The 22,899-nt window shown below is 65.3% G+C and carries 21 protein-coding genes and 1 pseudogene; 15 read left to right on the top strand and 7 right to left on the bottom strand.

Going from position 1 to position 22,899, the window contains the following annotated elements; translation table 11 throughout:
- The first annotated feature begins 24 nt into the window (after positions 1 to 24).
- Positions 25 to 5,121, top strand: a complete 5,097-nt coding sequence (locus M8859_RS22220) for a non-ribosomal peptide synthetase (RefSeq protein ID WP_249644099.1) — start codon at positions 25 to 27, stop codon at positions 5,119 to 5,121.
- A 97-nt stretch (positions 5,122 to 5,218) separates the two neighbouring features.
- Here the strand turns inward: M8859_RS22220 and M8859_RS22225 are convergent, their stop codons facing one another.
- Together M8859_RS22225 and M8859_RS22230 are read right to left on the bottom strand one after the other, a co-directional pair.
- A complete protein-coding gene (locus M8859_RS22225) occupies positions 5,219 to 6,598 on the bottom strand; it encodes a SagB family peptide dehydrogenase (RefSeq protein ID WP_249644100.1) in 1,380 nt (459 codons plus the stop codon).
- Between the two features lie 44 nt (positions 6,599 to 6,642).
- Positions 6,643 to 7,620: an ABC transporter substrate-binding protein gene (locus M8859_RS22230; RefSeq protein WP_249644101.1), complete on the bottom strand. Its 978-nt coding sequence runs from the start codon at positions 7,618 to 7,620 to the stop codon at positions 6,643 to 6,645.
- A gap of 255 nt (positions 7,621 to 7,875) precedes the next feature.
- On the opposite strand from M8859_RS22230, the gene M8859_RS22235 reads away from it, so the two are divergent.
- Positions 7,876 to 9,045: a DUF6545 domain-containing protein gene (locus tag M8859_RS22235; protein ID WP_249644102.1), complete on the top strand. Its 1,170-nt coding sequence runs from the start codon at positions 7,876 to 7,878 to the stop codon at positions 9,043 to 9,045.
- 40 nt (positions 9,046 to 9,085) lie between these two features.
- On the opposite strand, the gene M8859_RS22240 is transcribed toward M8859_RS22235, so the two are convergent.
- Entirely contained in the window at positions 9,086 to 9,520 is a 435-nt protein-coding gene (locus tag M8859_RS22240; RefSeq protein ID WP_249644103.1) for a nuclear transport factor 2 family protein, read from the bottom strand.
- A 320-nt stretch (positions 9,521 to 9,840) separates the two neighbouring features.
- Between M8859_RS22240 and M8859_RS37700 the strand changes: the two are divergent.
- Positions 9,841 to 9,975: pseudogene (locus M8859_RS37700) on the top strand (type IV toxin-antitoxin system AbiEi family antitoxin domain-containing protein); the annotation flags it as partial.
- 624 nt (positions 9,976 to 10,599) lie between these two features.
- Here the strand turns inward: M8859_RS37700 and M8859_RS22245 are convergent.
- Entirely contained in the window at positions 10,600 to 12,648 is a 2,049-nt protein-coding gene (locus M8859_RS22245) for a M13 family metallopeptidase (protein WP_236565372.1), read from the bottom strand.
- A gap of 360 nt (positions 12,649 to 13,008) precedes the next feature.
- Between M8859_RS22245 and rplN the strand changes: the two genes are divergently transcribed.
- From rplN to M8859_RS22270, 5 genes are all read left to right on the top strand, one after another.
- On the top strand, positions 13,009 to 13,377 hold the full coding sequence (gene rplN / locus M8859_RS22250; RefSeq protein WP_039795505.1) for a 50S ribosomal protein L14: 369 nt from the start codon (positions 13,009 to 13,011) through the stop codon (positions 13,375 to 13,377).
- Position 13,378: 1 nt separating this feature from the next.
- Positions 13,379 to 13,696, top strand: a complete 318-nt coding sequence (rplX, locus tag M8859_RS22255; protein WP_040864865.1) for a 50S ribosomal protein L24 — start codon at positions 13,379 to 13,381, stop codon at positions 13,694 to 13,696.
- 1 nt (position 13,697) lies between these two features.
- The gene (gene rplE / locus M8859_RS22260) at positions 13,698 to 14,261 is read left to right on the top strand and encodes a 50S ribosomal protein L5 (protein ID WP_040864866.1); all 564 of its coding nucleotides are present in this window, start codon (positions 13,698 to 13,700) and stop codon (positions 14,259 to 14,261) included.
- Between the two features lie 4 nt (positions 14,262 to 14,265).
- Complete coding sequence (locus tag M8859_RS22265) at positions 14,266 to 14,451, top strand: type Z 30S ribosomal protein S14 (RefSeq protein ID WP_014981705.1); 186 nt, start codon at positions 14,266 to 14,268, stop codon at positions 14,449 to 14,451.
- A 399-nt stretch (positions 14,452 to 14,850) separates the two neighbouring features.
- Complete coding sequence (locus M8859_RS22270; protein ID WP_159922794.1) at positions 14,851 to 16,404, top strand: acyl-CoA carboxylase subunit beta; 1,554 nt, start codon at positions 14,851 to 14,853, stop codon at positions 16,402 to 16,404.
- A 150-nt stretch (positions 16,405 to 16,554) separates the two neighbouring features.
- Here the strand turns inward: M8859_RS22270 and M8859_RS22275 are convergent, their stop codons facing one another.
- Complete coding sequence (locus tag M8859_RS22275) at positions 16,555 to 17,214, bottom strand: DUF8020 domain-containing protein (RefSeq protein ID WP_159922796.1); 660 nt, start codon at positions 17,212 to 17,214, stop codon at positions 16,555 to 16,557.
- Between the two features lie 194 nt (positions 17,215 to 17,408).
- Here M8859_RS22275 and M8859_RS22280 point away from each other — a divergent pair, with 194 nt between their 5' ends.
- The 7 genes from M8859_RS22280 to M8859_RS22310 all read left to right on the top strand — a co-directional run bounded on the left by M8859_RS22280 (position 17,409) and on the right by M8859_RS22310 (position 21,313).
- Positions 17,409 to 17,870, top strand: coding sequence for a Fic/DOC family N-terminal domain-containing protein (locus M8859_RS22280; protein WP_201295192.1), 462 nt, complete (start codon positions 17,409 to 17,411; stop codon positions 17,868 to 17,870).
- On the top strand, positions 17,842 to 18,318 hold the full coding sequence (locus M8859_RS37705) for a Fic family protein (protein WP_201295193.1): 477 nt from the start codon (positions 17,842 to 17,844) through the stop codon (positions 18,316 to 18,318). The genes M8859_RS22280 and M8859_RS37705 overlap by 29 nt, the downstream gene beginning before the upstream one ends.
- Positions 18,319 to 18,391: 73 nt before the next feature.
- The gene (locus tag M8859_RS22290; RefSeq protein WP_249644105.1) at positions 18,392 to 18,754 is read left to right on the top strand and encodes a hypothetical protein; all 363 of its coding nucleotides are present in this window, start codon (positions 18,392 to 18,394) and stop codon (positions 18,752 to 18,754) included.
- Between the two features lie 207 nt (positions 18,755 to 18,961).
- Positions 18,962 to 19,276, top strand: a complete 315-nt coding sequence (locus M8859_RS22295) for a WXG100 family type VII secretion target (protein WP_159922798.1) — start codon at positions 18,962 to 18,964, stop codon at positions 19,274 to 19,276.
- 14 nt (positions 19,277 to 19,290) lie between these two features.
- On the top strand, positions 19,291 to 19,590 hold the full coding sequence (locus M8859_RS22300; protein ID WP_249644106.1) for a WXG100 family type VII secretion target: 300 nt from the start codon (positions 19,291 to 19,293) through the stop codon (positions 19,588 to 19,590).
- On the top strand, positions 19,587 to 20,900 hold the full coding sequence (locus M8859_RS22305) for a polymorphic toxin type 24 domain-containing protein (protein WP_249644107.1): 1,314 nt from the start codon (positions 19,587 to 19,589) through the stop codon (positions 20,898 to 20,900). The genes M8859_RS22300 and M8859_RS22305 overlap by 4 nt, the downstream gene beginning before the upstream one ends.
- Positions 20,900 to 21,313, top strand: coding sequence for a hypothetical protein (locus M8859_RS22310; RefSeq protein WP_249644108.1), 414 nt, complete (start codon positions 20,900 to 20,902; stop codon positions 21,311 to 21,313). Before M8859_RS22305 ends, M8859_RS22310 begins: the two co-directional genes overlap by 1 nt.
- Positions 21,314 to 21,705: 392 nt before the next feature.
- Here the strand turns inward: M8859_RS22310 and M8859_RS22315 are convergent, their stop codons facing one another.
- Positions 21,706 to 21,912, bottom strand: a complete 207-nt coding sequence (locus M8859_RS22315; RefSeq protein ID WP_249644109.1) for a DUF397 domain-containing protein — start codon at positions 21,910 to 21,912, stop codon at positions 21,706 to 21,708.
- The gene (locus M8859_RS22320; RefSeq protein ID WP_249644110.1) at positions 21,902 to 22,801 is read right to left on the bottom strand and encodes a helix-turn-helix domain-containing protein; all 900 of its coding nucleotides are present in this window, start codon (positions 22,799 to 22,801) and stop codon (positions 21,902 to 21,904) included. Before M8859_RS22320 ends, M8859_RS22315 begins: the two co-directional genes overlap by 11 nt.
- Positions 22,802 to 22,899: the final 98 nt, after the last annotated feature.

Raw genomic sequence — 22,899 nt, forward strand, 5'->3', positions numbered from 1 at the left:
TCCCCCGTCGATTGAAGGACGACCATGTCAGAAGATATTCTCGAGCGTCGGAAGCAACTACTGCAGCAGCGACTGCGTGCGCAGAACCTGCAGGCGCCTACACCGACAACCGTGCCTGCCCGAAGCGGTGGCGAGCCGAGCCCGCTTTCGGCCGCGCAGCGCCGCATGTGGTTCGTGCAGCAGCTCGATCCCGACGACACCACGCTGAACGTGTGCGTCGCTTACCGCTTGGACGGTGAGCTGGAGCCCGAACGGCTCCGTGCGGCGTGCGCCACCGTGGTGGCCCGGCACGAGATCCTGCGTACCACCTACCACGTCGACAAGTCCGGCGAGCCGTATCAGGTCTCTCGCGCCGAGGCCGAGTTCTCCTGGCAGGAGCATGACCTCACCGAACTGCCGGAAAGCGGCCGGAGCCGGCGGATCGAAGTACTCGCGCGCCGGGAGTTCGCTCGTCCCTTCGACCTGTCCTCCGATTCGCCACTGCGTGCGACGCTGGTGCGTACCGGCGCGGCCGAGCACGTCCTCATCTTGGTCGTCCATCACATCAGCTGGGACGACGATTCCTGGCCGGTGTTCTTCGCCGAGATGAACGCGGGCTATCGCGATGCCGTGCTGCCGGAGATCCGCGCGCAATACGTGGATGTCGACGCTGCCGGGCAGGACGGGGAAATCGTCGCCGCCGATCTGGATTATTGGCGCGCCGAGTTGATTCCTCTGCCCGAGCGACTAGAGCTGCCAGGCAAACACGCGGGAAGCGCGCGGTCGAAGAACGCGGGCCGTTGTGTGCGACGACTGGCGCCGGAGCTTCTGAGCAGGGTCGCCGCCATCGGGCGGGAGCACTCGGCGAGCCCGTTCACCGTCCTGCTGACGGCTTTCGAGGCAGTGGTGCATCGCTACACGGCGGCGACGGATTTCCTCGTATCGGTACCGGTGACCAACCGCACCGGCCGCGGCGCCGAGGCCCTCATCGGCTACTTCGGTAACACGGTGCTGATCCGCGCTACCCCCGATGGTGACGAGACCTTCGCCACCCTTCTCGATGCGACCAAAGCCACCTCCCTCGACGCATTCGCACACCAGCGTGCCGGCGTAGATCAGGTGATCCACGCGGTGAGCCCCGAACGAGTGGCCGGACGAGACGGCTTGGCACAGCTCGTCCAGCTGAGTTTCACCACGCGCAGCGCCGCCAATGGGTTCCGACTCCCCGGAATCGAGTGCACCGAATTGGCGCTGGGCAGCGCGGTCGCCCAAGAGGAACTGGGCCTGATGGTGATTCTCGATGACGCGGAGCCTCGCGTCGAGGCCACCTATCTGATCGACGAACTGGACGAGCGCCTCATCGAGCAGTTCCTCGACCACTACATTCAGCTGCTCGACAGCGCACTGCGCGAGCCGAACCGGCGCCTGCACGACATCGACATGCTCGGCGCCGATCGCGCCGACGTCCTCGAAGCCTCGCATGGCACGCTCGTCCCCGAGCGCCCGACCACGGTGGTCGCCCTGCTGGAGGACCAGGTCGCCGCGATGCCCGAACGTGTCGCGGTGGCTTCGGACGAGGTCGAACTCAGCTTCCACACGCTGAACCAGCGTGCGAATCGGCTGGCGCACTGGCTGATCAGCCACGGTATCGGCGCCGAGGATATCGTCGCGCTGAGAATGGCGACCTCCGTCGAATTCGTCGTCGGGACCGTGGCCACGCTCAAGGCAGGCGCGGCCTATCTGCCGATCGATCCCGCCTACCCGGAGGAGCGGATCGACTATCTGCTCGGCGACGCCAGGCCGAGACTCACCCTCGATGCCGAGGCATTCGCTGCGGCGGAAGGGGCCGCGGCGGCGCTGCCCGACACGAATCCGCTCGATTCGCAACGGGTTGCTCCGTTGCGACCGTCGAACACCGCGTACGTGATCTACACCTCTGGTTCCACCGGCAGGCCGAAAGGTGTCTGCGTTCCACACGAGGCGATCGCCGAGCATCTGACGAGCTTCGTCGCGCAGTGGGACCTCACCGCGCAGGACCGGGTATTGCAATCGACCTCGGTGAGTTTCGACGCATCGGTGGCGGACATCTTCCTCACCTTGGTGGCGGGCGCACGGGTGGTCATCCCGAAACCGCACGCCTACCGCGATATTCCCTACGTCGCGGACCTGGTAACCCGCCACGAGATATCAGTGCTGCACATGGTGCCCTCGATGCTGGCGACCTTTCTGATGCTCCCCGACGTCAATGACTGGCGGACACTCCGGCACGTCCCGGTGGGCGGCGAGGCGTTGCCTGGCGAGGTTGCCGACCGGTTCACCTCGCTCTTCGACGCCGAGTTGCGCAACCATTACGGGCCCACCGAAGCGGTTGTGTGCTCCACGCACATGGCGGTCGAGGGACCGCAGGGTACCGGGATCGTGCCGATCGGCGTTCCGAATCGCAACGTCTACGTCTACCTTCTCGATGATTCCTTGCAATTGGTGCCCAACGGCGTGGTCGGCGAGATCTACCTCGGCGGTCGCCAGCTGGCCCGCGGCTATCTGCATCGCCCCGGCCTGACCGCGGAACGCTTCGTCGCCGATCCGTTCCTGCCGGGCGGACGGCTGTACCGCACCGGAGACCTCGCCCGCCGCAACGCCGCCGGCGAGCTCGAATTCGTCGGCCGCGCGGACGAACAGGTCAAGGTGCGCGGATATCGGATCGAGCTAGGCGAGGTGGAAGCCGCGCTCACCGACCACAACGATGTCGCACACGCCGTCGTGGTGGTCACCGAGCACGAGTCGCTCGGTCCCATTCTCGCGGCCTACCTCGTGCCCGTGCCGGCCGCCGACCTCGACATCGACGCGGTCCGCGCGCATATCGCGGCAACATTGCCCGAGTACATGGTCCCGATGGCATTCACGGTGATCGACGAAATCCCGCTCACCGCGCACGGGAAACTCGACAAGCGCGCGCTGCCGACACCCGCACCGACGCTGGCGCGCACCTACCGGGAGCCACGGACGCCGACCGAGATCCGGGTGGCCGACCTCTACCGCAAGCTGTTCGACCGCGACCGGATCGGTGCCGACGACTCCTTCTTCGAACTCGGTGGCCACTCGCTGCTGGCGGCGCGGCTGATCTCGATGATCCGTGCGGAGTTCGGTATCGAGATCGACATGCGGGTTCCGTTCGACACCCCGACCGTCACCGGGCTGAGCGCGCATCTTGTCGCCCAGTTCCTCGACGAGTTCGGCGTCGACATCGATGAGGTCGCCGCATTCGACGAGCCGGGCGGTGAACCGGCCGGGGAGACCGAGACCGTTGCCGAGGCTCGGATATCCGCCCGGCCGGATCTGGTGCGACGGCCGCGGCCGGAACATATCCCGCTGTCCTACTCGCAACGGGTGTACTGGTTGCAGCGGCGGCTCGAGGGCGCGATCGACGGCGAGAACGTCGCTTATCCGCTCCGTTTCGACGGTCCGCTCGACCTCGAAGCCCTCCGTAGCGCCATCGATGACGTCGTGGCCCGCCACGAGTCGCTGCGCACCACGTTCCCGGAGCACGAAGGAACGCCGTACCAGCAGGTGCACCCGGCCGGCCCGGTGCCGGTGCCCACCATCGAACTCGGCGGTGGGGCGCTCGATGCCGCCGCCGAACTCGAGGGGGAGCTGGCACAGGACGCGACTTACGTCTTCGATCTGCAAGGCGAACCGCTGTTGCGACTTCGCCTGTTCATCCTCGATCCGCAGACGCATGTGCTATCGATCCTGATGCACCACATCATCGCCGACCGGCGCTCATGCCAGATCTTCGTCGCCGATCTCACGCGGGCTTATCGCGCCCGGTTGCGCGGCGAATCGCCGGACTGGCCGGAACTCGGCATCCAGTTCGCCGATTTCGCGATGTGGGAGCGCGAGGTCTTCGACCGAGGGCCGGGGCGCGGCGAGGTCAGCGCGTACGGGCAGGCGTTGCTCGATGATTGGCGCGAGGCGCTGGCCGGAATGCCGGACGAGATCGCCGTCGCCCACGACCGGCCGCGTCCACCGGTGCTCGGACACAACGGCCTGAGTACCACCAGGGTCGTCCCCGCGGCCACCTGGCAGATCGCCAAGGCGCATGCCGAGGCGGCCGGCGCGACCGACTTCATGCTGTGCCAGGCGGTGAGTGCCGCGACCGTGCACGCGCTCGGTGGGGGCGAGGACCTGCCGATCGGCGTCGCCGTAGCGAATCGCCTCGACGCGGTGACCGAGGACATGATCGGGCTGTTCGCCAATATGGTGGTACTGCGCAACGACCTATCCGGTGACCCGACGCCGCGCGCGGTGCTCGGCAGGGTGCGTGACTCGGCGCTGGACGCCATCACCAGGCAGGGCGTGCCCTTCGAGCGGTTGGTCGAAACGCTCAACCCGCCCCGGTCGCTCTCTCGCAATCCGCTGTTCCAGGTGGTGATGCATTTCCGCACCCGCGTGCAGCCGACCGACCTCACCGAGGACGGCGCGACGGTCGTGACCAGTATCGCCAAGTACTACGAAGTCTCGTTCATGGACTTCCACCTCGACTACACCGCGGAGGCCAATGGTGACCTGACGGCGCGGGTCGTGGTCAATTCGGATCTCTATGACGCGACGACCGGCGAGATCTTCGCTGATGTGCTGGTGAAGGTGATCGAAGCCTTCACCGAGCAGCCCGATCGAGCGCTCGGTGAACTGGATATCCTGCCGGATGGCTGGGATGCCACCAGATCTGTCGTACATCAGGCATCGACCGCGGTGGCGTCCGATCATCGGGTCGAAACCGCGGCCGCATCGCTGGAAACCGATACCGAGCGCACCCTGGCTTCGATTCTCGAACAGCTTCTCGACATCACCGATATCGGTCGTGAAGACGGCTTCTTCGCACTCGGCGGCGACAGTGTCATCGCGATCCAATGGGCCGCCAGGGCCGGCGAGGCAGGGCTACCGCTGGCGCCACAGATGGTGTTCGAGTATTTCACCATCGCGGAGCTGGCCGCCGCGGTGGACGACGCCATCGCGAATCCGCCCACCGCCGAGTCCTCCGAGCCGGAAAAGGAGGATCGCCATCACGCCCCGATGTCGGTTTCCGGCCTCGATGACGACGCGCTGCGGGCATTGCGCGAATCCTGGTCGGCGCGAGGCTGACCGCCCGCGTTACCGAAAGACGAGGTCCCAGCGCTTTTCGGCGCTGGGACCTCGTATTATGTTGTGCCTGGACAGGGATCGTTCGCGAGCGAGCGAGTCAGCGCGGTGGCGCCGAACCGACGATCATGCTGCCGACGCTGCACTCCTCCAATTCATCGACCCCCGCCGCCGCGACGAAAGCGGCGGTGTCGCCGAACCCTTGGGCGCATGCGCCGAGGCCCATGGCGGTCGCCGCCAGATAGAGCGTCTGCATCAGGACGCCGACATGTTTGAGAATAACGGCGTAGGCGACCTGCTCGTAGGTCCACATCACCCGGCCGGACCGTGCCGCCATGACGAGGAGAACCTGAGGTTCGGCGCCGTTGGTCAACGTCGCGGACGTGGACTTCAAAAGCCGGACTACCGCGGGCGAATCCGCCGCCGCGACCGGCCGCAGCACATGGTCGAACGAGTCGTAGTGGTACATCCCGGGTGCAAGACCGGCGACATTGCGCACGATCGGATAGATCTCCAGTTCGTAGACGCTGCCGCCCGAGGGGTAGGGGCGTGATACCAGTTCCTCCCCCTCGCCTGCCGGGCGCGTACTGCGGGTCCGGGCCGTTCGGTAAAGCAATTCGGCCAGCTGATCGCTGGTGATCGGCCGCGCGTCATCGAAAGCTCTGGTCGAAACTCGGTCCTCGAGCACCGTCGTCAAGGTCGGGTCATCGACCCTTGCGGCCGCCAGATCGGGGACGGTCAACGCGACCGGCTCGCCGGGATAGTTCGCCTTGCGTGCCGGTGGCTGCGCGAACCTGCCCTTCGCCCACTTGGTGGGGCCGAAGTTCTCCCAGGTGATGGTGCGGTCACCCAGGGTGCTGCGGCGATGGAACCACAGATCCGGCGGGTTCCAGCTGCGTGTGGTGAACTCCTGGTCCTCAGCGTCCGAATCCGTGACCAGGAAGCCGCACCAGTGCAGATCTTCGGTGAACCGCGAGATGAGCGCGATCGGCAGATCGATATCGGCCGCGGCAGGGTGATCGAGCAGTGTGAGCAGGCGTAGATCGTGGATGCGCAGGTCGCACCACGCCAGCGGGTGTTCCAGTACGAAGCCGTTCGAGTCCCGGTGCAGCACGGCGAACTTCGACAGCGTCACCCGTTCACAGACCGGCGCTGCCGGTCGTGGGCCGGGCAGTGCGAACGGACGGATGGTGTAGAGGTCGCGCTCGCTGTCGCGCACCGTGACAGTCAACCAGCCACCGCGGGCGAGCCGGTCCATCAGGTCCGTGACCTCGGCTCCGCCCGCTGCCGTGGACATCTCCGACACTGTCGCGGGGCCGCGGTTGAGCGCCTTCAGCGCTTGGAGCTGGCCGGCGGGGAGGCCGGTCAGCTTCTCGTTGCGCGGCGGATTCAGCAGAATCGCGCCCGTGGGCATCGTCAGGCAGGTGGCGTCCTCCCGCAAGGCGAACCTGGTCTGGTCGGGATATCTGACGGCGGGCAAACCGCTAACCTCCGCTTGTCGAACCAATTCGATCGGTGCGCTGCCTATTTCGAGGCCGCGGCGAACGCGGGCGAGATCTTGTCCAGGATGTAGGGCACCGAGAGCGCGGTCGGCTGGTTCACAGCGCTGATCTCCTGGGTGGTCAGGAACACGACCGAGCCCTTTTTCACGGCGGGCAGCTCGGCGTATCCCGGCAGGTTGCGATAGGCCTCATCCATGCCGGGGGAGTAGCCGGCCAACAACAGATCAGCGGTGAGTTCGTCGGCGCGCTCCGGCGACAGTGCCAGACGACCCTGGCTGGAGGGCTGCTCGGTGAGATTCTTCGGGATGGTGAGACCGAGCTGGGCGAAGACCTTGGCAGAGCCGTCGTTCTGGTCGGTGAGCACCATCAGCTGGGTGGGCCCGCTCAGCCAGGTGCTGGCGAAGGTCTTGCCTTTCAGTCCTGGGTTGGTCGCGATGATCCCCTCGATCTTCTTGTCCACGTTCGAGATCACCGCACTCGCCTCACCCTGCTTGCGCAGCACCTTGCCCAGCGTGGTCACCTGGTCCTGCCACGGGGTGACGGTGTCTTTGGTAAGGCCGGGCAGAGTGGGCGCGACCTTGGTGAGCTCGTCATAGTTCTTCTGATCGGCCAGAAACGTGTCGGCGAGAATGAGATCAGGCTCCAGCGCGGCGACCTGCTCTGCGATATTGCCCATCGGATTGAGAACCTTCGCGGATTCCAGTGACTTCGGCTCCCACGGGGGTGCGCTCTGGGAGACCATGGCGATGGTGTCGACGTAGCCGACCGGGTTCACGCCCAGCGCCAGCGTGGCATCCAGCCACTGGTTGCCGAGGGCAACGATCTTCTTCGGGGTTCCCTCGATGGTGGTTTCTCCACGCGCGTGGGTAATGGTGATCCGATCACCGGAAGCGGATTCGTCGTCCGACGAGCCGCACGCGGTGACGCCGAGTGTGAGTGCGCCGGCCAGCACGGCTACCGCCGCCCTCGCCCAAACGCGGGGTGCTCGAACACGCTTCATCGTTGAACCTCCTTCATCGGGGAACCTCCCCAACTCGGCGTAAAGAGCCGAATTCAGCCAAGGCTAACCTATCTTGCGGGTGCCTGAGAAGGCGGTCCGAGCGGCTGACCTCATCCACCTGTTCGCCTGCACCAGGCTCGACAGACACCGGAGGCATGCGCTCGAGCATCGGTTGACCGAGTGACTCGGATTGATCCATGCGCGAAGCGCGGCTCGATTGGCCGCCTTGGGTGTGGGGTTCTACTGTGCACCACGATGACATCAACACCGCCCGCTGTGTTCGCCGCGACGATGGTCCTCGTGGTCCTCGTGTCCATCGGACGCTGGTTGCTGGTCAACGACGCCGTAGCGGACCAGCTGATCAATCGCGCACTGAGATGGGACGTCGCAGCCGTGCTGATCGGCTACCTGGTGGCTACGGTCGGGGGTGAGGCGGCGCTGGGGCAGCAGCTGTTCATGAGTCTCGGCGTTTTCGCGTTGGCCTATTCCTATGGCTTCGCCAGGCTGCTGGACGGTGCCAGCCCAGAGGGCGTCGGCGCGCGGCAACGCCGATACAACGCGATCGCGGCGATATTCGCACTGGTCACTTGGGTATGCGCGGTGTCGGAGCGGCTCGGCGCCGACCTGCGCTCGGTCCTCGACTGGGAAGGGTTGCTGTGGTCGGTGTCGTGTTTGTTCACCGGCTGTATCGGTGTGCTGCTGGCTCGCGTATGCGTCCGGGAACTCCGGCTGGGGACGCCGGTCCTGCGGGAGCGACTGACGTACTCGGCGCTGCTCGTGTTCGGGCTCTACTGCCTGCTGTCCACGACGGGTGGGATCGTCCAGGTCGCGGGGGGTGCTGTACCGGGCTCTCCCGGCCTCGGATGGGCTGTTGCCTCGATCGTCGCGTTCGGCTTCCTCGCGGCCCTCGTATCGATTCCACTGCTGGAGGCGCTGATGATGCGCGCCGGCTTGGATCGGGACGCTCGCTATTGCCGCCGATTGCAGCCCCTGTGGAGTGATCTCACTACGGCGGTTCCCGAAGTCGTTCTGCCGCAGCGCCATTTCGAGTCGGCATCACGCTTGTACCGGATGACCGTCGAGATCCAGGACGCGCTGATTCTGCTCCGGCAGTATGCGCCGACATCGGTCAACCGGCAGGTGGCGGCCGACCGTCGGCAAGCCATTCGCGTCGCCTCCGCGGCGCGTCTGCAACAGTGCGGCGCGATCGCGCCCGCCGCCCCCGGCGATCACGCGGACCAGCTCCGTTACCTGCTGGACCTTGCGCGCCGCTGGCCGCGCGGCGTCGATCCGGCGGGTGAGCGGGACGGTTCGGCTCACCCATCGGATGGCGACGGGCAGCACGGGCGACTGTTCGGCGGATGGCGCGGTCACCGAAAGGTCCGAACGTTTCTCCACCGAACGCTTCCGCACCGAACAGCGTGATAGGCGCTCGCCAATGGCCGAAGTCTGTAGCGGTGGTCGGCTATGGCGCGGATTCGTCACAAGCGGCTGCGACCGCGGTGGTATCCCAATAGAAGGGACGCACCTCGGCGATGCGGCCGTCCGTGAACCCGATCGTCTGCAGGATCGGGAAGTTGATCTCTCGGCCCGTCGCGCGTGCCCGTGCGCGTATCTCGGTGTGTACCACGGCGGTTTCGCCGGTCGCCAGGAATCGTTGCGCGAGCAGGTCGAAAACCTCCCAGGTCGCACTCATCGCGCGGAAGAACCGCTCCATGCCGTCGTGGCCGCGCCAGGGTCCGCCATACGGCAGGCTCTCGGCCTGATGCAGCACCACCGAAGGGTGGAAGAAGGGAACGAGCAGCGCGAATGAGGCGCTGCCCGGTCCTCCTGCCGCCAGGTACTCCGCTTCGGCCGCGTACATCCCCGTCAGCACGGTCATCGGGTCGGTCGTGGTCATGCGGTCAGTCTGGTGGTTCGGCGCGAGCATGACCGGCGGTAATCGGACGTCGCGCTGATCAGCCCGCGGCGGACCCGTCCCGCCACGCCTCGCCTGGCGGGAACCGCGGCGGCAGGATCAGCCCGCCGCGACGGGCTCCTGGCGGGTGTCGTGGCGCAGGCCGATGGACATGACCTCGGACGGCTCATCCGAGTTCCCTATGGGTCCACCGTTCCGCTGCGTTCACCGAGTTGTCCACACCTGTGACGGTTGTGCACAGGGTTGGGAAATCAGCTGGTGGGCCACGATCTCGTGGTTGGGCCGCGAGGCATGCTCGGCGTATGCGACCAGGCTTGGAGCAATTGCGGGACAAGCAGTTCGGGGTGTTCACCGCGATGCAGATACAGCTCGAGTACAGCCGCGCCGAACTGCGCGCCCGGATCGATAGTGGTGAGTGGGTGCGGGTATTCCGTGGGGTGTACCGCGAGGCGGCTACCCCGGCGTCACCCGGCCTGCGGGTCGAGGCCGCGCGGTTGTCCTTGGGGCCGGAATCCCTGGTTGCCGCCTACCACACCGCCGCCGAGCTGCACGGGTTCGCCGTCTTGGACGATCGGCCGACCGACGTGCTGGGCATACGGGCCTCGCGCTCGCGTCGGCTCGTCGTGCATCGCGAGCGAGTCGATCCGGCGGAGTTGGAACTGGTGCGCGGGACCGTCGCCACCAACGCCGTCCGTACCGCCGTCGACCTCGCTCGCACACTGCCCCGGATGGACGCGCTGGCAACGCTGCACGCGGCGCTGCGCAGGGGAATCCCACCCGCCGCGCTAGCCGTCGAACTCGACAAGCACGTGGGTCGGCGTGGTCGACGGCAGGCAGCCGAATTGATCGCGACCGCCGCACGCGGCATGTCGGCCGACGTCGGGTGGTCCGCTGGACCGACGCTCGAGCTCATGCGCGCCGGGGACCGAGAACCGGTTCCGACGGCCCGGGTTCCGGACGTCGGTCCAGAGCCGTGTGGCGCCGCGAATTCGTCCGGGCCGCCGGCCGGCATCCCGCTGGGCGCGGGTTCGCCCCGCGCCCGCGGCTGCCGCGCCTTTGAATCAGAAGGTGACGCGCTGATCGGCCGGCAGGAACAGCTTGTCGCCTTCCTTCACCTCAAAAGTCTCGTAGAACTCCGCGAGGTTCCGGACGACCTGGTTGCAGCGGAATTCCGCGGGGGAGTGGGTGTCGGCGGCGAGGTAGCGGACCGTGAGTTCCTTGGTCTGCTTCTCCCGCCAGCTGCGGGCCCAGGACAGGAACATGGTGCGGTAGTCGGGGTTGTCGATACCGCGGCGTTTCTCCGCGATGCGGAAGGCGGCCAGCGTGATCTGCAGCCCACGGACATCGGCGAGGTTCTCACCGACGGTGAGCTCGCCGTTGACGTGCTGACTCGGCTCGAGGCCCTCCGGGACCAGCACGTTGTACTGCTCGACCAGTTGCTTGGCCTTGGCGTCGAACGCGGCGCGGTCCTCGGGTGTCCACCAGTCGCGGCGATTGCCGTCCCCGTCGTACTTGGAACCCTGGTCGTCGAAGCCGTGACCGATCTCGTGTCCGATGGTCGACCCGACAGCGCCGAAATTGACCGCGGGCAGGGCGTCTTTGTCGAAGAAGGGCGGCTGGAGATAGGCGGCCGGGAAGACGATCTGATTGGAGGTCGCCGAGTAGTACGCGTTCACCGTTTGCGGCGACATGCCCCATTCGGTCTTGTCGACCGGGGTGCCAAGGCGCGCGAACGCTCGCTTGACCTCGAAGTCGTTGATGGCGAGCAAGGACTCGATCAGCTTGCCCTTGGTGATCTTCAGCTTGGAGTAGTCGACCCACTTGTCCGGGTAGCCGATCTTGGGATCGATCTTGTCCAGCTTCTCCAGCGACGCCGTCCTGGTCGCGGGCGACATCCAGGTCGAATTGGTGAAGTTCTCCCGGTATGCGGCGATCACGTCGGCCAGCATCTCCTTGGCCCGCTCCTTGGCGTCGGGCGGGAAGTGCTCGGCCACGTACAGTTTCCCGAGCTGCTCGCCGAGCTTGTCGTCGACGATCCCGACGCCGTACTTCCAGCGTTCCGGGCGCTCGTCCTGCCCGTTGAGCACCTTGCCCTTGAAATCGAAGTTGGCGTCGTTGATGGCCTTGGGAAGGTAGGGGGCGAACTCCCGCAGCACGTACAGCCGGAGGTAGTCCCGCCACGTCGCGATATCCACCTCGGTCCACAACTGGCCCGCCGCCGTGATGAAGGACGGCTGGTTGACCACCATCGTCGCGAACAGCTCGCGCGGGCGGTCGGTGTTCCCGGCCAGCCACGGATCCCAGTCGAAGCCCGGGGCGAGCGCGGTCATATCGGCCCAGCTGTACAAGTTGTAGGTCGCGTCGGTGTCGCGGTTGCGCACGTTGTCCCAGTGCGCGGATGCGATCCGCTTCTCCAGGTCGAACACCCGCTGGGCGATTCCGGCCGGATCGGCCAACCCCGCGCCCGCCGCGATGCGCTCGAGGAAGGTTCGGTACTGCGCGAGCACCTCGCCGTACTCCGGCTTCCGGTAGTACTGCTCGCCGAGTCCGAGGCCGGATTGGCCGACGGAGGGGATGTAGGCGTCGGAATTCTTCCGGTCGACGCCGATGCCGAGCCCGATCAGCCCGCCGATCGGCAATTCGGCCATCACCTTCGCCAAGTCCGGCTTGGTGGCGGCTCCGTCGATCTTGGCGAACAACGCCGCCAGCGGGGTGACGCCGAGCCGTTCGATCTCGTCCCAGTCCAGGCGCGCGTCGTAGAGGTCCTTGATCTGCTGCGCTTCCGAGCCGGGCTCCGGATCCCGGATACCGTCGATGATCTCCCGCAGCTGCTGCTGTGTGCGCTCGGCCGCCTCGCTCGTGGAGCCGAAGGCGACCTTGTCCGGCGGCAGCTGGTATTCCCGCAGCCACTTCCCGTTGACGTGCCGGTACAGGTCGTCCTGCGGCCGGATCGTCTCGTCCGCTCCGGCGAGATCGACGCCGGTGAGCGTCCGGCTCGCGGGCTCGGCCTCGTTCGAGCACGCGACCAGCGCGGCGGCGGCGGGCACCGCTCCGAGTGCGATCAGGAAGGCACGACGATCCAGCTTCCCTGGACGACCGGTAGATGTCACGAGAATCCTCTCCCCGACGCGGCGTTGCCGCAGATGTACGAAGGCAGCCTTGCAGGACACGAGGCTACCGGCGCGGCGCCGGTCCAGCCTGGATTCGGGCACGGGCGCCGTTGTGTGTGGCCTGCGGGCTGCCCGGTCGCGCCCCCGATTTGGGAACGACCTGCGGATTCCCATACACTAGACCGGTTGCCTGCGGGAGCTGTGCCCGCAATCCGGCAGTGAACCCCCAGTGGTTGGTTCCGTGTTTCTTGCTCGAACCGAGAAAACCGCTGGCAGGCGCGCGTCCGGAGGGCAACCGACCATGCCCGTCGGGTCGGCAATCCGGCGTGCACATACGTCCAGGTCAAGGAGGACGCTGAAGTGATTCAGCAGGAGTCGCGACTGCGCGTCGCCGACAACACGGGTGCGAAGGAGATTCTCTGCATCCGCGTTCTCGGCGGTTCGTCGCGTCGCTATGCCGGTATCGGCGACATCATCGTCGCTACCGTGAAGGACGCCATCCCCGGCGGCAACGTGAAGCGGGGTGACGTCGTCAAGGCCGTCGTCGTGCGCACCACCAAGGAGCGCCGTCGTCCGGATGGTTCCTACATCAAGTTCGATGAGAACGCGGCCGTGCTCATCAAGGCGGACAACGACCCGCGCGGCACTCGCATCTTCGGCCCGGTCGGCCGCGAACTGCGCGACAAGAAGTTCATGAAGATCGTGTCGCTGGCTCCGGAGGTGCTCTGACATGAAGGTGCACAAGGGTGACACCGTGCTCGTCATCTCGGGCAAGGACAAGGGCGCCAAGGGCAAGGTCATCCAGGCCTACCCCAAGGAGAACCGGGTCCTCGTCGAGGGCGTGAACCGGATCAAGAAGCACGTCGCGAACTCCGCCAACCAGCGCGGCGCCTCCTCGGGCGGCATCGTGACCCAGGAAGCCCCCATCCACGTCTCGAACGTGATGGTCGTCGACTCCGACGGCAAGCCGGCCCGTATCGGCTACCGGACCGACGAGGAGAGCGGCAAGCGGGTCCGGATCTCCCGTAAGAACGGGAAGGACATCTGATATGACCACGACGGAAAAAGTGCAGCCCCGGCTGAAGCAGCGCTACCGCGAAGAGATCAAGGACGCGCTGAACAAGGAATTCGGCTACGCCAACGTGATGCAGATCCCGGGCGTGGTGAAGGTCGTCGTCAACATGGGTGTCGGCGACGCCGCCCGCGACGCGAAGCTGATCAACGGCGCCGTTGAGGACCTGGCCCTGATCACCGGCCAGAAGCCGCAGATCCGCAAGGCGACCAAGTCCATCGCGCAGTTCAAGCTGCGTGAGGGCATGCCGATCGGCGCCAAGGTCACCCTGCGCGGCGACCGGATGTGGGAGTTCCTCGACCGCCTGGTCTCCATCGCGCTGCCCCGTATCCGCGACTTCCGCGGCCTGTCGCCGAAGCAGTTCGACGGTAACGGCAACTACACGTTCGGCCTGAGCGAGCAGTCGATGTTCCACGAGATCGACGTGGACCGCATCGACCGTCCGCGTGGTATGGACATCACCGTGGTGACCACCGCGACCAACAACGAAGAAGGCCGTGCCCTGCTCAAGCACCTCGGCTTCCCGTTCAAGGAGAACTGAGCACATGGCAAAGAAAGCACTGGTCAACAAGGCCAACGCCAAGCCCAAGTTTGCGGTCCGCGCCTACACCCGCTGCCAGCGGTGCGGTCGCCCGCACGCGGTCTACCGCAAGTTCGGCCTCTGCCGCGTCTGCCTGCGCGAGATGGCGCACCGGGGCGAGCTGCCGGGTGTGCACAAGAGCTCCTGGTGAGCTCGCGCTCCTCGTGAGCGCACCCGGATAGCAAGACACCCGAGGGCACGGACTCACACTGAGTCCGTGCCCTCGCCTTTCATGGAGGCGCTTGCACCGCGGCAACACTGATCGGACGCGGTTCCCGCCGCGAACGCCGCGGTGGAGTGTTCGACCGAAGGTGGAATCCTGCGCCGGCTCACTGTCGGCCGCCGCGTCCGTGCCTTCGAGTCGCCTGAGGCGATCACCGCCATGGAACGGCGTCTTGCCAGTCCTTCGTTCCTCTGACTGTCGAGGATCTGATGTGTGGCCGACCCCGGCTGTGATTTGTCCCGGATATCCAGTTCGATGACACGTTTTGTGTCGATAGCGCTTAACGTCGCGGGGGCGCAACAGTTGGTTCGAAAGGTGGCGGCGAGCGTGACAGGTACCGAGGCGAAGCTCGATGAACTGCTCGAGATCCTGACGATCGCTGCGGAACCGGCGGGTGAGGCCGGTGCCGCCAAGCGGGAGAAGAAGGGCGTTCCGAGCGTTCGCCAGCGCGTGGACATGCTGCTCGACCGCGGGACGTTCATCGAGACCGGTGCGTTGGCTCGTCAGCCCGACCGACCGGATGCTCTCTACGGTGACGGGCTGGTCACCGGTCGCGGCCTGATCGGCGGCCGTCCGGTGGTGGTGATCGCCCACGATCAGACCGTGTACGGCGGGTCGGTCGGTATCACGTCCGCCCGCAAATTCATGCGGGCCCTGCAACTCGCGTTCGACAACGCATGCCCGGTAGTGACGATCAATGATTCCGGCGGCGCGCGTATCCAGGACGCGGTGGGTTCGATCGCTTCGTTCGGTGATATTTCCCGAGTGTTGGAGAAACTGTCCGGATATGTGCCACAGGTGTCGATCATTCTCGGCAAGTGTGCGGCGGGTTCGGTGTACGGGCCGATCAACACCGACGTGCTCATCGGCACCAGGGATTCCTACATGTTCGTCACCGGGCCGGAGGTGATCAAAGCCGTCAACGGTGAGGACGTCACCGCTGAGGAGCTCGGTGGCGCCGAGGTGCAGGCCAAACGCGGCACCCTGCATCACGTGGCCGACACCGAGCAGGAAGCCTACGAGTGGGCGCGCAATTACCTCAGCTACATGCCGACGAGTTGTCTCGAGCACCCGCCGATCGTGAACCCCGGCCTGGAGCCGGAGATCACTGCTACCGATCGGGAGCTCGACACGATCATCCCGGATTCCGATCGCGCCGGTTACGACATGCACGAAATCCTGCTGCGGATCTTCGACGATGGTGAATTCCACGAAATCCGCGCCGCGTTCGCACCGAATCTGATCACCGGGTTCGCCAGGGTCGACGGCTCTCCGGTCGGTGTGATCGCCAACCAGCCGTTGGTGCTGGGTGGTTCCATCGACGCCGCCTGCTCGGACAAGTCGACCTACTTCATCCGGCTCTGCGACGCGTTCAATATCCCGCTGGTGTTCGTCGCGGACACCCCGGGCGTGCTGCCGGGCCTCGAGCAGGAAGCCAACGGCGTGATCATCCGCGGCGGGCGGGTCCCGCGTGCGATCATCGAGGCGACGGTCCCGATCATCAACCTGGTCGTGCGCAAGTCTTACGGTGGCGCCTACGGCATGATGGCGGCCCGACAGGTAGGCGCCGATATCAGTTTCGCCTGGCCGACGGCCCGGATCGCTGTGATCGGCGCCGACAGCGCGGTCGACCTCATCGGCAAGCGGCAATTGGCGGCGGTGCCGGAGGAGCATCGGGCAGCGGCGCGCGAGTTCATGATCAACCAGTACAACGAGACGATCGCCACCCCGTGGATCGCCGCCGAACGCGGCTACATCGACGCGGTCATCGAACCGGCGCGTACCCGTCTGGAGATCCGGAACGCGCTGCGCCTGTTGCGGGACAAGCCGCCGGTCAAGCCGGAGTTCAACCCGCGCAAGCACCCGGTGTACCCGATGTGATCTTCCCGCCGCCTCTCGCGCGGCGACGGTGTGACCACCGAGCTTGCGCCGAGTAGCGAATCGCAGACGACCCGAAGAAAGGCGCTGCGGCGGATCAGCTCCGCCACAGCGCCTTTCGCGACTTCAGCTCAGCAGGTCAATCGCTGATTGTCAGGGCAGCACCTGCGGAATGACATCGGGTGCGACCGTACCCACGATCGCGCCGATCACGGCGCCCAGGATGGCGGTGGTCACCACGCCGACCACGGCGCACAGCGCGTAACCGACGACGAAGATCGCCAGGGTCGGGATGCAGGTGATGAGGGCGGCGACCGCGCCGACGCCCGCGCCCGCGGCCGCACCGTTCATGACCGGATCCGGGTACTGCGCTCCCGGATTCGTCGCGATGTCCTTCAGCTCCGCGCCCGTCGCTGCCGAGACCTCGGGTGTCGTCACCGACAGCGTCCGGCCGTCTTCGGACACCTCGGCATCCAGGGCGATGGTGGTTCCGGACGGCGTGGCCAGCGTGCGCGGAAGCTCGGTGACCGCCGCGCCCGCCTTGTTGACGACCTTGATCGAGGTCTCGCCGAGCTGGAAAGTGCCGGCATCCAGCGTTGTGGAGACGGTCCTCAGGTCCGGCGCGACGGTGGCGTTGTAGACGATGTCCGCGGACGTGCCCGTGGTCGAAATCGCCTGGGCCAACTGCGCCTGCTGCTCGGCGTAGTTGGTGGCCGATGCGGCTCCGGCACCGGCGAACGTAGTCGCCACGGCCAGCGGTAGCGCACCGATGAGCGCCTTACGACCGATCTGTATTGCAGCGCGATAGAACATTGAATTCATTTCCTCCCCGACCCCCGACACCCCCGACGTGGACGAATCGAACGTCGTATCGTGCGATGTGAACGCACTATTGGTAGCGATCGCACCGTCGTCAAGGCAAGTTCTGTGACATTGTCGACATTGCGGAACCGATTGAGCAACAGGGTATTTCGACCAGGCGCGGAGGTACGGCAAACCGAGAGCGAATGCTGTCGCAGGCATCGCCGCCGCATCGGGCGATTGCCGCAAAGCTCTTGTTCGGCGCTGTCCAGACGCGCTACCCCGGACGAGCAGGTCGACATCGTTCAGTGCGTCCCGGTCTACCCGTGCGTTTCGGCGTGGTGCAGCAATTCGATATCCGACCGGACCACGTGATCAGTGGATATGGCGGAACGTCGCCGGCACGGCGCGGTGCGGAGGTGGCGATCACCCGTCTCGATACGGAGGCGGTGGCGCTCGTCGAGACAGAAGCGTTGTCTCGGTTGCTGCTGCGCGCCGAGGCCATCGCATCGTCACGGATCGAGGGGTTGGTGGTCGGCGCGCGTCGACTGCTGCGCGCGGAGGCGGCGCGTCAGCTCGAAGGCGAATCATCGGACGTGACGGCCGCCGAGGTTGCTGGCGAATATCGATGCCATAGCTGTGGCCGCCAATGCGGTTGGCCGTGGTGAGTCGATCACCGAAGATGTTCTGCTCGAGATTCATCGACGGTTGCTCGCGGGCACCAGGCTCGCAGAGCACGGCGGATCTTTACGAGACGTACAGAACTGGATCGGTGGCAGCTCCTTCAATCCCTGCTCGGCCGCCTTCGTTCCACCACCGCCGGAGCTCGTACCCGAGTTGATGGAGGACTTGATCTCGTTCTGCAATAGCGACGATCTGCCCGCTGTCGCGCAGGCCGCCATCGCGCACGCGCAGTTCGAGACGATCCACCCGTTCATCGACGGCAACGGCCGAACCGGTCGCGCGTTGATCCACCTGATACTGCGCCGCCGGCGGCGTGGCCGAACGCGTCGTCGAGCCTGTGTCGCTGATTCTCGCCACGTGGAGCGACAGCTACATCGACGGTCTGACTCGCTTTCGGCACGTGGGTGCGCCCGATTCCGATCAGGCTACTGACGATCTGAACACTTGGGTGGCGCGTTTCGCCGCCGCCTGCACTCGTGCGGCGCAGGATGCTACCGCTTTCGAGATGAAGGCTGCGGAGTTGCAAAGGTCGTGGCGGGATCGAGTGGCGCCGGTGCGAGCGAACTCCGCGCTGGACCTGCTGCTCGGCAAACTGGTAGGAACTCCAGTCCTCACCGTAGCGACGGCGTCGGCACTCATCGGACGCAGTTTTCCTGTTACAAACGCCGCCGTGCAGCGTTTGGCCGAAGCCGGAATTCTCCGCCAGCTCAGCGTGGGCCGCCGCAACAGGGCCTTCGAGTCACCCGAGGCGATCAGTGCTTTCGCCGCCCTGGAACAGCGTCTCGCCAGCCCGGATGGCGACACGCGAACATCCGCCCCAGCACTGTCGCGTCCGGTGCCGTCGAAGAATATGCCGTCCGGCCGCTGACCGAGGGCCACAGGGGAGTTGGGGGCATGACGACGGACACAGCCACAGCAAGGCCTGCGTCGGCCTCGCACGTTCCGGCGACGGCACATTGCAGAGGGCGCGCGACAATCTCCTCGTGCGGACGGATGCCAGATCCGATGAATGACGGCGGCTGCGTGACTGGGGTACATTCGTCTGAATCATCCGCTGGCAGAGGGGGATAGAGGCGTGGCGGGGGAACAGCCATCACTGTCGATCGACACCGCTGAGGTCAAGGCGTTGGGACGCTTGGCATTCGATGTTGCCACTCAATGCCGGGACGGGTACTCCGCGCTGGAGACCGACGTGCGAGACATGTTGGAGAGTTGGACGGGGAACAATTCCGGCGCTTTCGCGGTCGGGTGGGAGGAGTTCCACCAAGGGGCGGTGCAGGTGTGGGACGCGCTGTTCGAGCTGGCGGAAAAGCTGGGTGTCACTGCCGACACCGTCCGTGAGACCGACCAGGCTTTCGCCACCGGCGTCAGCTCGTTGGACCTTCCTTGAAAGTGGGGCACCGCATGTCCGACGCACAGGCCTTCTCGGTGGATCTCGCCAAACTCGACAACTTGGCTGCCCGCATCCGCGGCTTCGCCGGGCTGCTGTCCGATCAGCTCGCGGCAATCGATCAGAAAGCCAAGGAGGTCGATGCCGCGTCGACCGGTGCCGTGATGACGGCCTACCGCGAGGCGCACGACGAATGGCTGGCGGGTGCTACGGATATCCGAGAAGGACTTACCGCCTTGGAGGAAGCCGTGAAGCTCACCCATGAGGGCTACACCGGCGCTGTGGCCGAGGGCCTGAGGATCCTCGGCATATGACGGCTCTGGCTGTCGATCCGAGGGCCTACTACCAAGCGGCCACCAACTGCTTCGACGCCGCGTCAGCGCTTCGCGACAGTTTTCTGTACATCTTCGCGGAGCTGTCCGCATGTGGATCGATGGCGGGCGTGGACGAGAACGGCCAGGAGTGGGCGCGTTCGTACAACACCTCAGCCTACGAGGCCGTGGGCTTCTTCCAGGATGTCCACTCCACCCTGTACGCGTACGGCAGCGCCCTCAACGACATCGGCTTCACTCATGCTCGAGCCGACGCCACCCTGAAGGGCGCGCCGCAACCGGACCGGCCCACGGACCCGGGCATGCCGGTTTTCGGACCCTTTTCGGTCCCCGCCTCCGCAGGCGGCCCTGGCCAGGGCATCGTGGACAAAGGCATCAATATCATCAGCCACATCGGCATACCTGTCCCTGACGGCGACACCGGGAAGCTCGCCAAGGCGGCCGACGCCTGGGACCGTCTCGGCACGATCTACCAGAACACGAACGCCCGCGACAAGATCACGATCGCTGCGAGCTTGTTCGACAGCGTCACCGCCGACGACGCGGGCTACATACGAGACGACCTCAAATCCCTCGCAAACTCGATTGATCAACTGCTGACCGCCTGCACGCAGATCAGCCAGTCCTGCATCGCGTATAAGGACGCGCTGACGGAACTCCGCGACGAGATCAAGGGCTTCCTGAAGTCCCTAGCTCAGGATCTCGCCATCGACGCCGCGATCACGGTCGGCCTTTCGCTGATCAGCTTCGGCGCAGGAGCGGTCACCGCCGGCAAGGCTCTGGACACGGTGCGGCGATGGGCGGGAAAGATCAAAGACGGCATCATCGCTTGGCGCGCACGCAAGGCGTTACAGATCGCCGGTGTCCGCCAGGAGGCGAAGGACGCCGCTGTCAAGGCCCGAAAAGTGGTTACCGACCTACGCGATCGATTGCGAGGGAAGAGTGGCGACGTCAAAAGGCCTCCGGTGAAGTCGCTCAAGAACGATCTCGACAACGCGCAGACATGGACTGGCGGAAATCTACCCACCCAGGGAGGGCCGCCGAACGGGTACCTGGTCAAACGCGATCCTCAAGGTAATATCACGAACTATTCGTACTATGATAGTGACGGGGTTGCGACGAAGCGGGTCGATTTGACTGGTGATTCGCATTATAATAAGGCGACGGGTCAAACCATTCCAACACCCCATGTGGTGGAAATTCAAAAATATGTGAAACCGGAGACCGGCGAGATCTTCGCTCGCACCGATCGAAACAATGTCCGGGCTGCGCTACCTGAGGAGATTCCATAGTGGACACCGGTGATGTCGATGCTGAGCTGTCGTCGATATTGGCGCGCTCCCGGAGTAGTGATAATGCTACAAGGGTCGAAGCGATACCTGATCTCGGACGTAAAATCCAATCCAGCAGTGCGCGAGAACGACTGCGAGAGATCATGATCGATGACGAGATCGTAACCATGCGAGTCGACGCGGCTGAGCAACTCGTCCGCGCCGGCGGGGAAGACGGATTGCTGGCGGTTCTGACTGAACTGGGTCGGCGCCGAAACGATCCTGATATCGATTACACCGCTTATATGCTGAGCGAGCTCGACAACTTCGGGGAGTTTCCTGTCCTTCGCACTGCTCTATCTATCGATCAGTCCAGATTGTCGCCTGACGCGAAGGTGGGTCTGAGTAACCTGCGTGAACTGATGAACAAATGACAAGCCGGATTTTATGCCCGATGTCGCGAAGTCGTCGCACGAGCGCGCTGACCGGTCCACGGTGAAGGGCAGCGGGTATCGGTGGTAAGGCTGGGTGTCGCAGTCGAGGCCGCGATGGAAAGCCATCTCCTTTCGGTCAGCGTTGCTGAGTAGGGGATCTGATCGGTGATACGGTCCGGCCGACGCGCGAGCTGGCGAACGTGCCTACCGGGTTGCGAAGCTTCCTCTTCGGTTGCAGGTCGAGACGTCGCATCAGAGCAATACCCGGTGACGCGTCATTGCGGCTGGGGGGCATGTTCTTCACCACTTGGCAGTAGCCCCTCAATCGTCGGTGGCGTGGTCGACAACAGCGAACCCGGCACCGCGAGGATGGGTGCTGGACTCGAAGCGGTTCAGTAGCGGTTGAATTCGCCGTCTTTGGTTCCGGCCAGGAAGGTGTCCCATGCGGCGGGGGTGAACGTCAGGGCCGGGCCGGTCGGGTTCTTGGAGTCGCGTGTGCCGACCGTGCCGTCGTCCAGGTGGGCGACCTCTACGCACTGGCCGTTGGACTCGCTGAAGCTGCTCTTGAACCAGCTTGCTCCGGATAGGTCAACGGTCACCGTCAAAACTCCTTGCTGCCCGGCGGAGCAGGTCGCGCGTGGTCTTCTCGTCCAGGGCCGTCTCCCGGATGGCGTCGGCCATTTCAGTGTAACGCTGCACCAATTCGGGCCTTTCCAAGTAGAGATCGCTGCTCATACCACCGTCGAGGTAGACGACCGGCGGTTCGATCGGCCTGCCTTTGTTGTCAGTGCCGAAGTCCAGGAGCACGAATGAGCCGTGCAGGATGCCGCGCGTGTATCCGGCTGAGCATGGGTGGATGCGCAGGGTGACGTTCGGCCGTGTGCTGACATCGGCTAGGTAGCGGTGCTGCTCTGACATCACTCTCGGTCCTCCGACGACCCGGTATAGCGCTGATTCGTCGAGGAGCACGTGCAGGTCCACAGGGCGCGTCTTGCGGGTGACGGCCACTTGCCTGTTGAGGCGCACCCGGACGCGTTGTTCGATTTCCTCGGCGGGACCGTCGTGCAGAAAAGCGCTGATCAGCGCCCGTGCATAGTCGGCGGTTTGCAGCAATCCAGGCACCTGCACGGCGTAAGACGTCAGCCGACGAGCTGACCGCTCCATGCCGACGTACATGTTGAAGGCATCCGAGAACAACCCGCCGAGCGGAGTGATCCCGTCCTCGTCCCGTGCCGTTGCCGCGCGCGATGCCAACCCCACCGCCTGTTCGGTGTGCTCGGGATTCACCTCGTACAGCATGCACAGCTCGCGCACGTCCTGGCGGCGGGGCTTCACGGCGCGGCCGGTTTCCAGGCGTTGCAGTCCGTTGAAGCTGAGCTGAACTTCCTTCGCGGCGACGGCGATCGTCAGTCCACGGCCTTCGCGCGCCTCGCGCAGAAATCTGCCGAGCTGGCGGCGCAGCAGCGTCGGCGACTCGATCTCGGTCATCGGTATTCCCCCCAGGCGAATGAATCCAGCACTCGGTCTGAACCGCATCCATTGATACCCCAAAAGTCGATGCTGTCTTGGGCTTTCGGAGAAGTTGT

This window comes from Nocardia sputi (assembly GCF_023501985.1).

What these genes read in the sequence shown, in the direction of transcription:
- M8859_RS22220 (WP_249644099.1), top strand. Translation starts at nt 25, where the DNA reads ATGTCAGAAGATATTCTCGAGCGTCGGAAGCAACTACTGCAGCAGCGA.
- M8859_RS22230 (WP_249644101.1), bottom strand. Translation starts at nt 7,620, where the DNA reads ATGAAGCGTGTTCGAGCACCCCGCGTTTGGGCGAGGGCGGCGGTAGCC.
- M8859_RS22235 (WP_249644102.1), top strand. Translation starts at nt 7,876, where the DNA reads ATGACATCAACACCGCCCGCTGTGTTCGCCGCGACGATGGTCCTCGTG.
- M8859_RS22240 (WP_249644103.1), bottom strand. Translation starts at nt 9,520, where the DNA reads ATGACCACGACCGACCCGATGACCGTGCTGACGGGGATGTACGCGGCC.
- rplX (WP_040864865.1), top strand. Translation starts at nt 13,379, where the DNA reads ATGAAGGTGCACAAGGGTGACACCGTGCTCGTCATCTCGGGCAAGGAC.
- rplE (WP_040864866.1), top strand. Translation starts at nt 13,698, where the DNA reads ATGACCACGACGGAAAAAGTGCAGCCCCGGCTGAAGCAGCGCTACCGC.
- M8859_RS22265 (WP_014981705.1), top strand. Translation starts at nt 14,266, where the DNA reads ATGGCAAAGAAAGCACTGGTCAACAAGGCCAACGCCAAGCCCAAGTTT.
- M8859_RS22275 (WP_159922796.1), bottom strand. Translation starts at nt 17,214, where the DNA reads ATGTTCTATCGCGCTGCAATACAGATCGGTCGTAAGGCGCTCATCGGT.
- M8859_RS22280 (WP_201295192.1), top strand. Translation starts at nt 17,409, where the DNA reads ATGCTGTCGCAGGCATCGCCGCCGCATCGGGCGATTGCCGCAAAGCTC.
- M8859_RS22290 (WP_249644105.1), top strand. Translation starts at nt 18,392, where the DNA reads ATGAAGGCTGCGGAGTTGCAAAGGTCGTGGCGGGATCGAGTGGCGCCG.
- M8859_RS22300 (WP_249644106.1), top strand. Translation starts at nt 19,291, where the DNA reads ATGTCCGACGCACAGGCCTTCTCGGTGGATCTCGCCAAACTCGACAAC.
- M8859_RS22305 (WP_249644107.1), top strand. Translation starts at nt 19,587, where the DNA reads ATGACGGCTCTGGCTGTCGATCCGAGGGCCTACTACCAAGCGGCCACC.
- M8859_RS22320 (WP_249644110.1), bottom strand. Translation starts at nt 22,801, where the DNA reads ATGACCGAGATCGAGTCGCCGACGCTGCTGCGCCGCCAGCTCGGCAGA.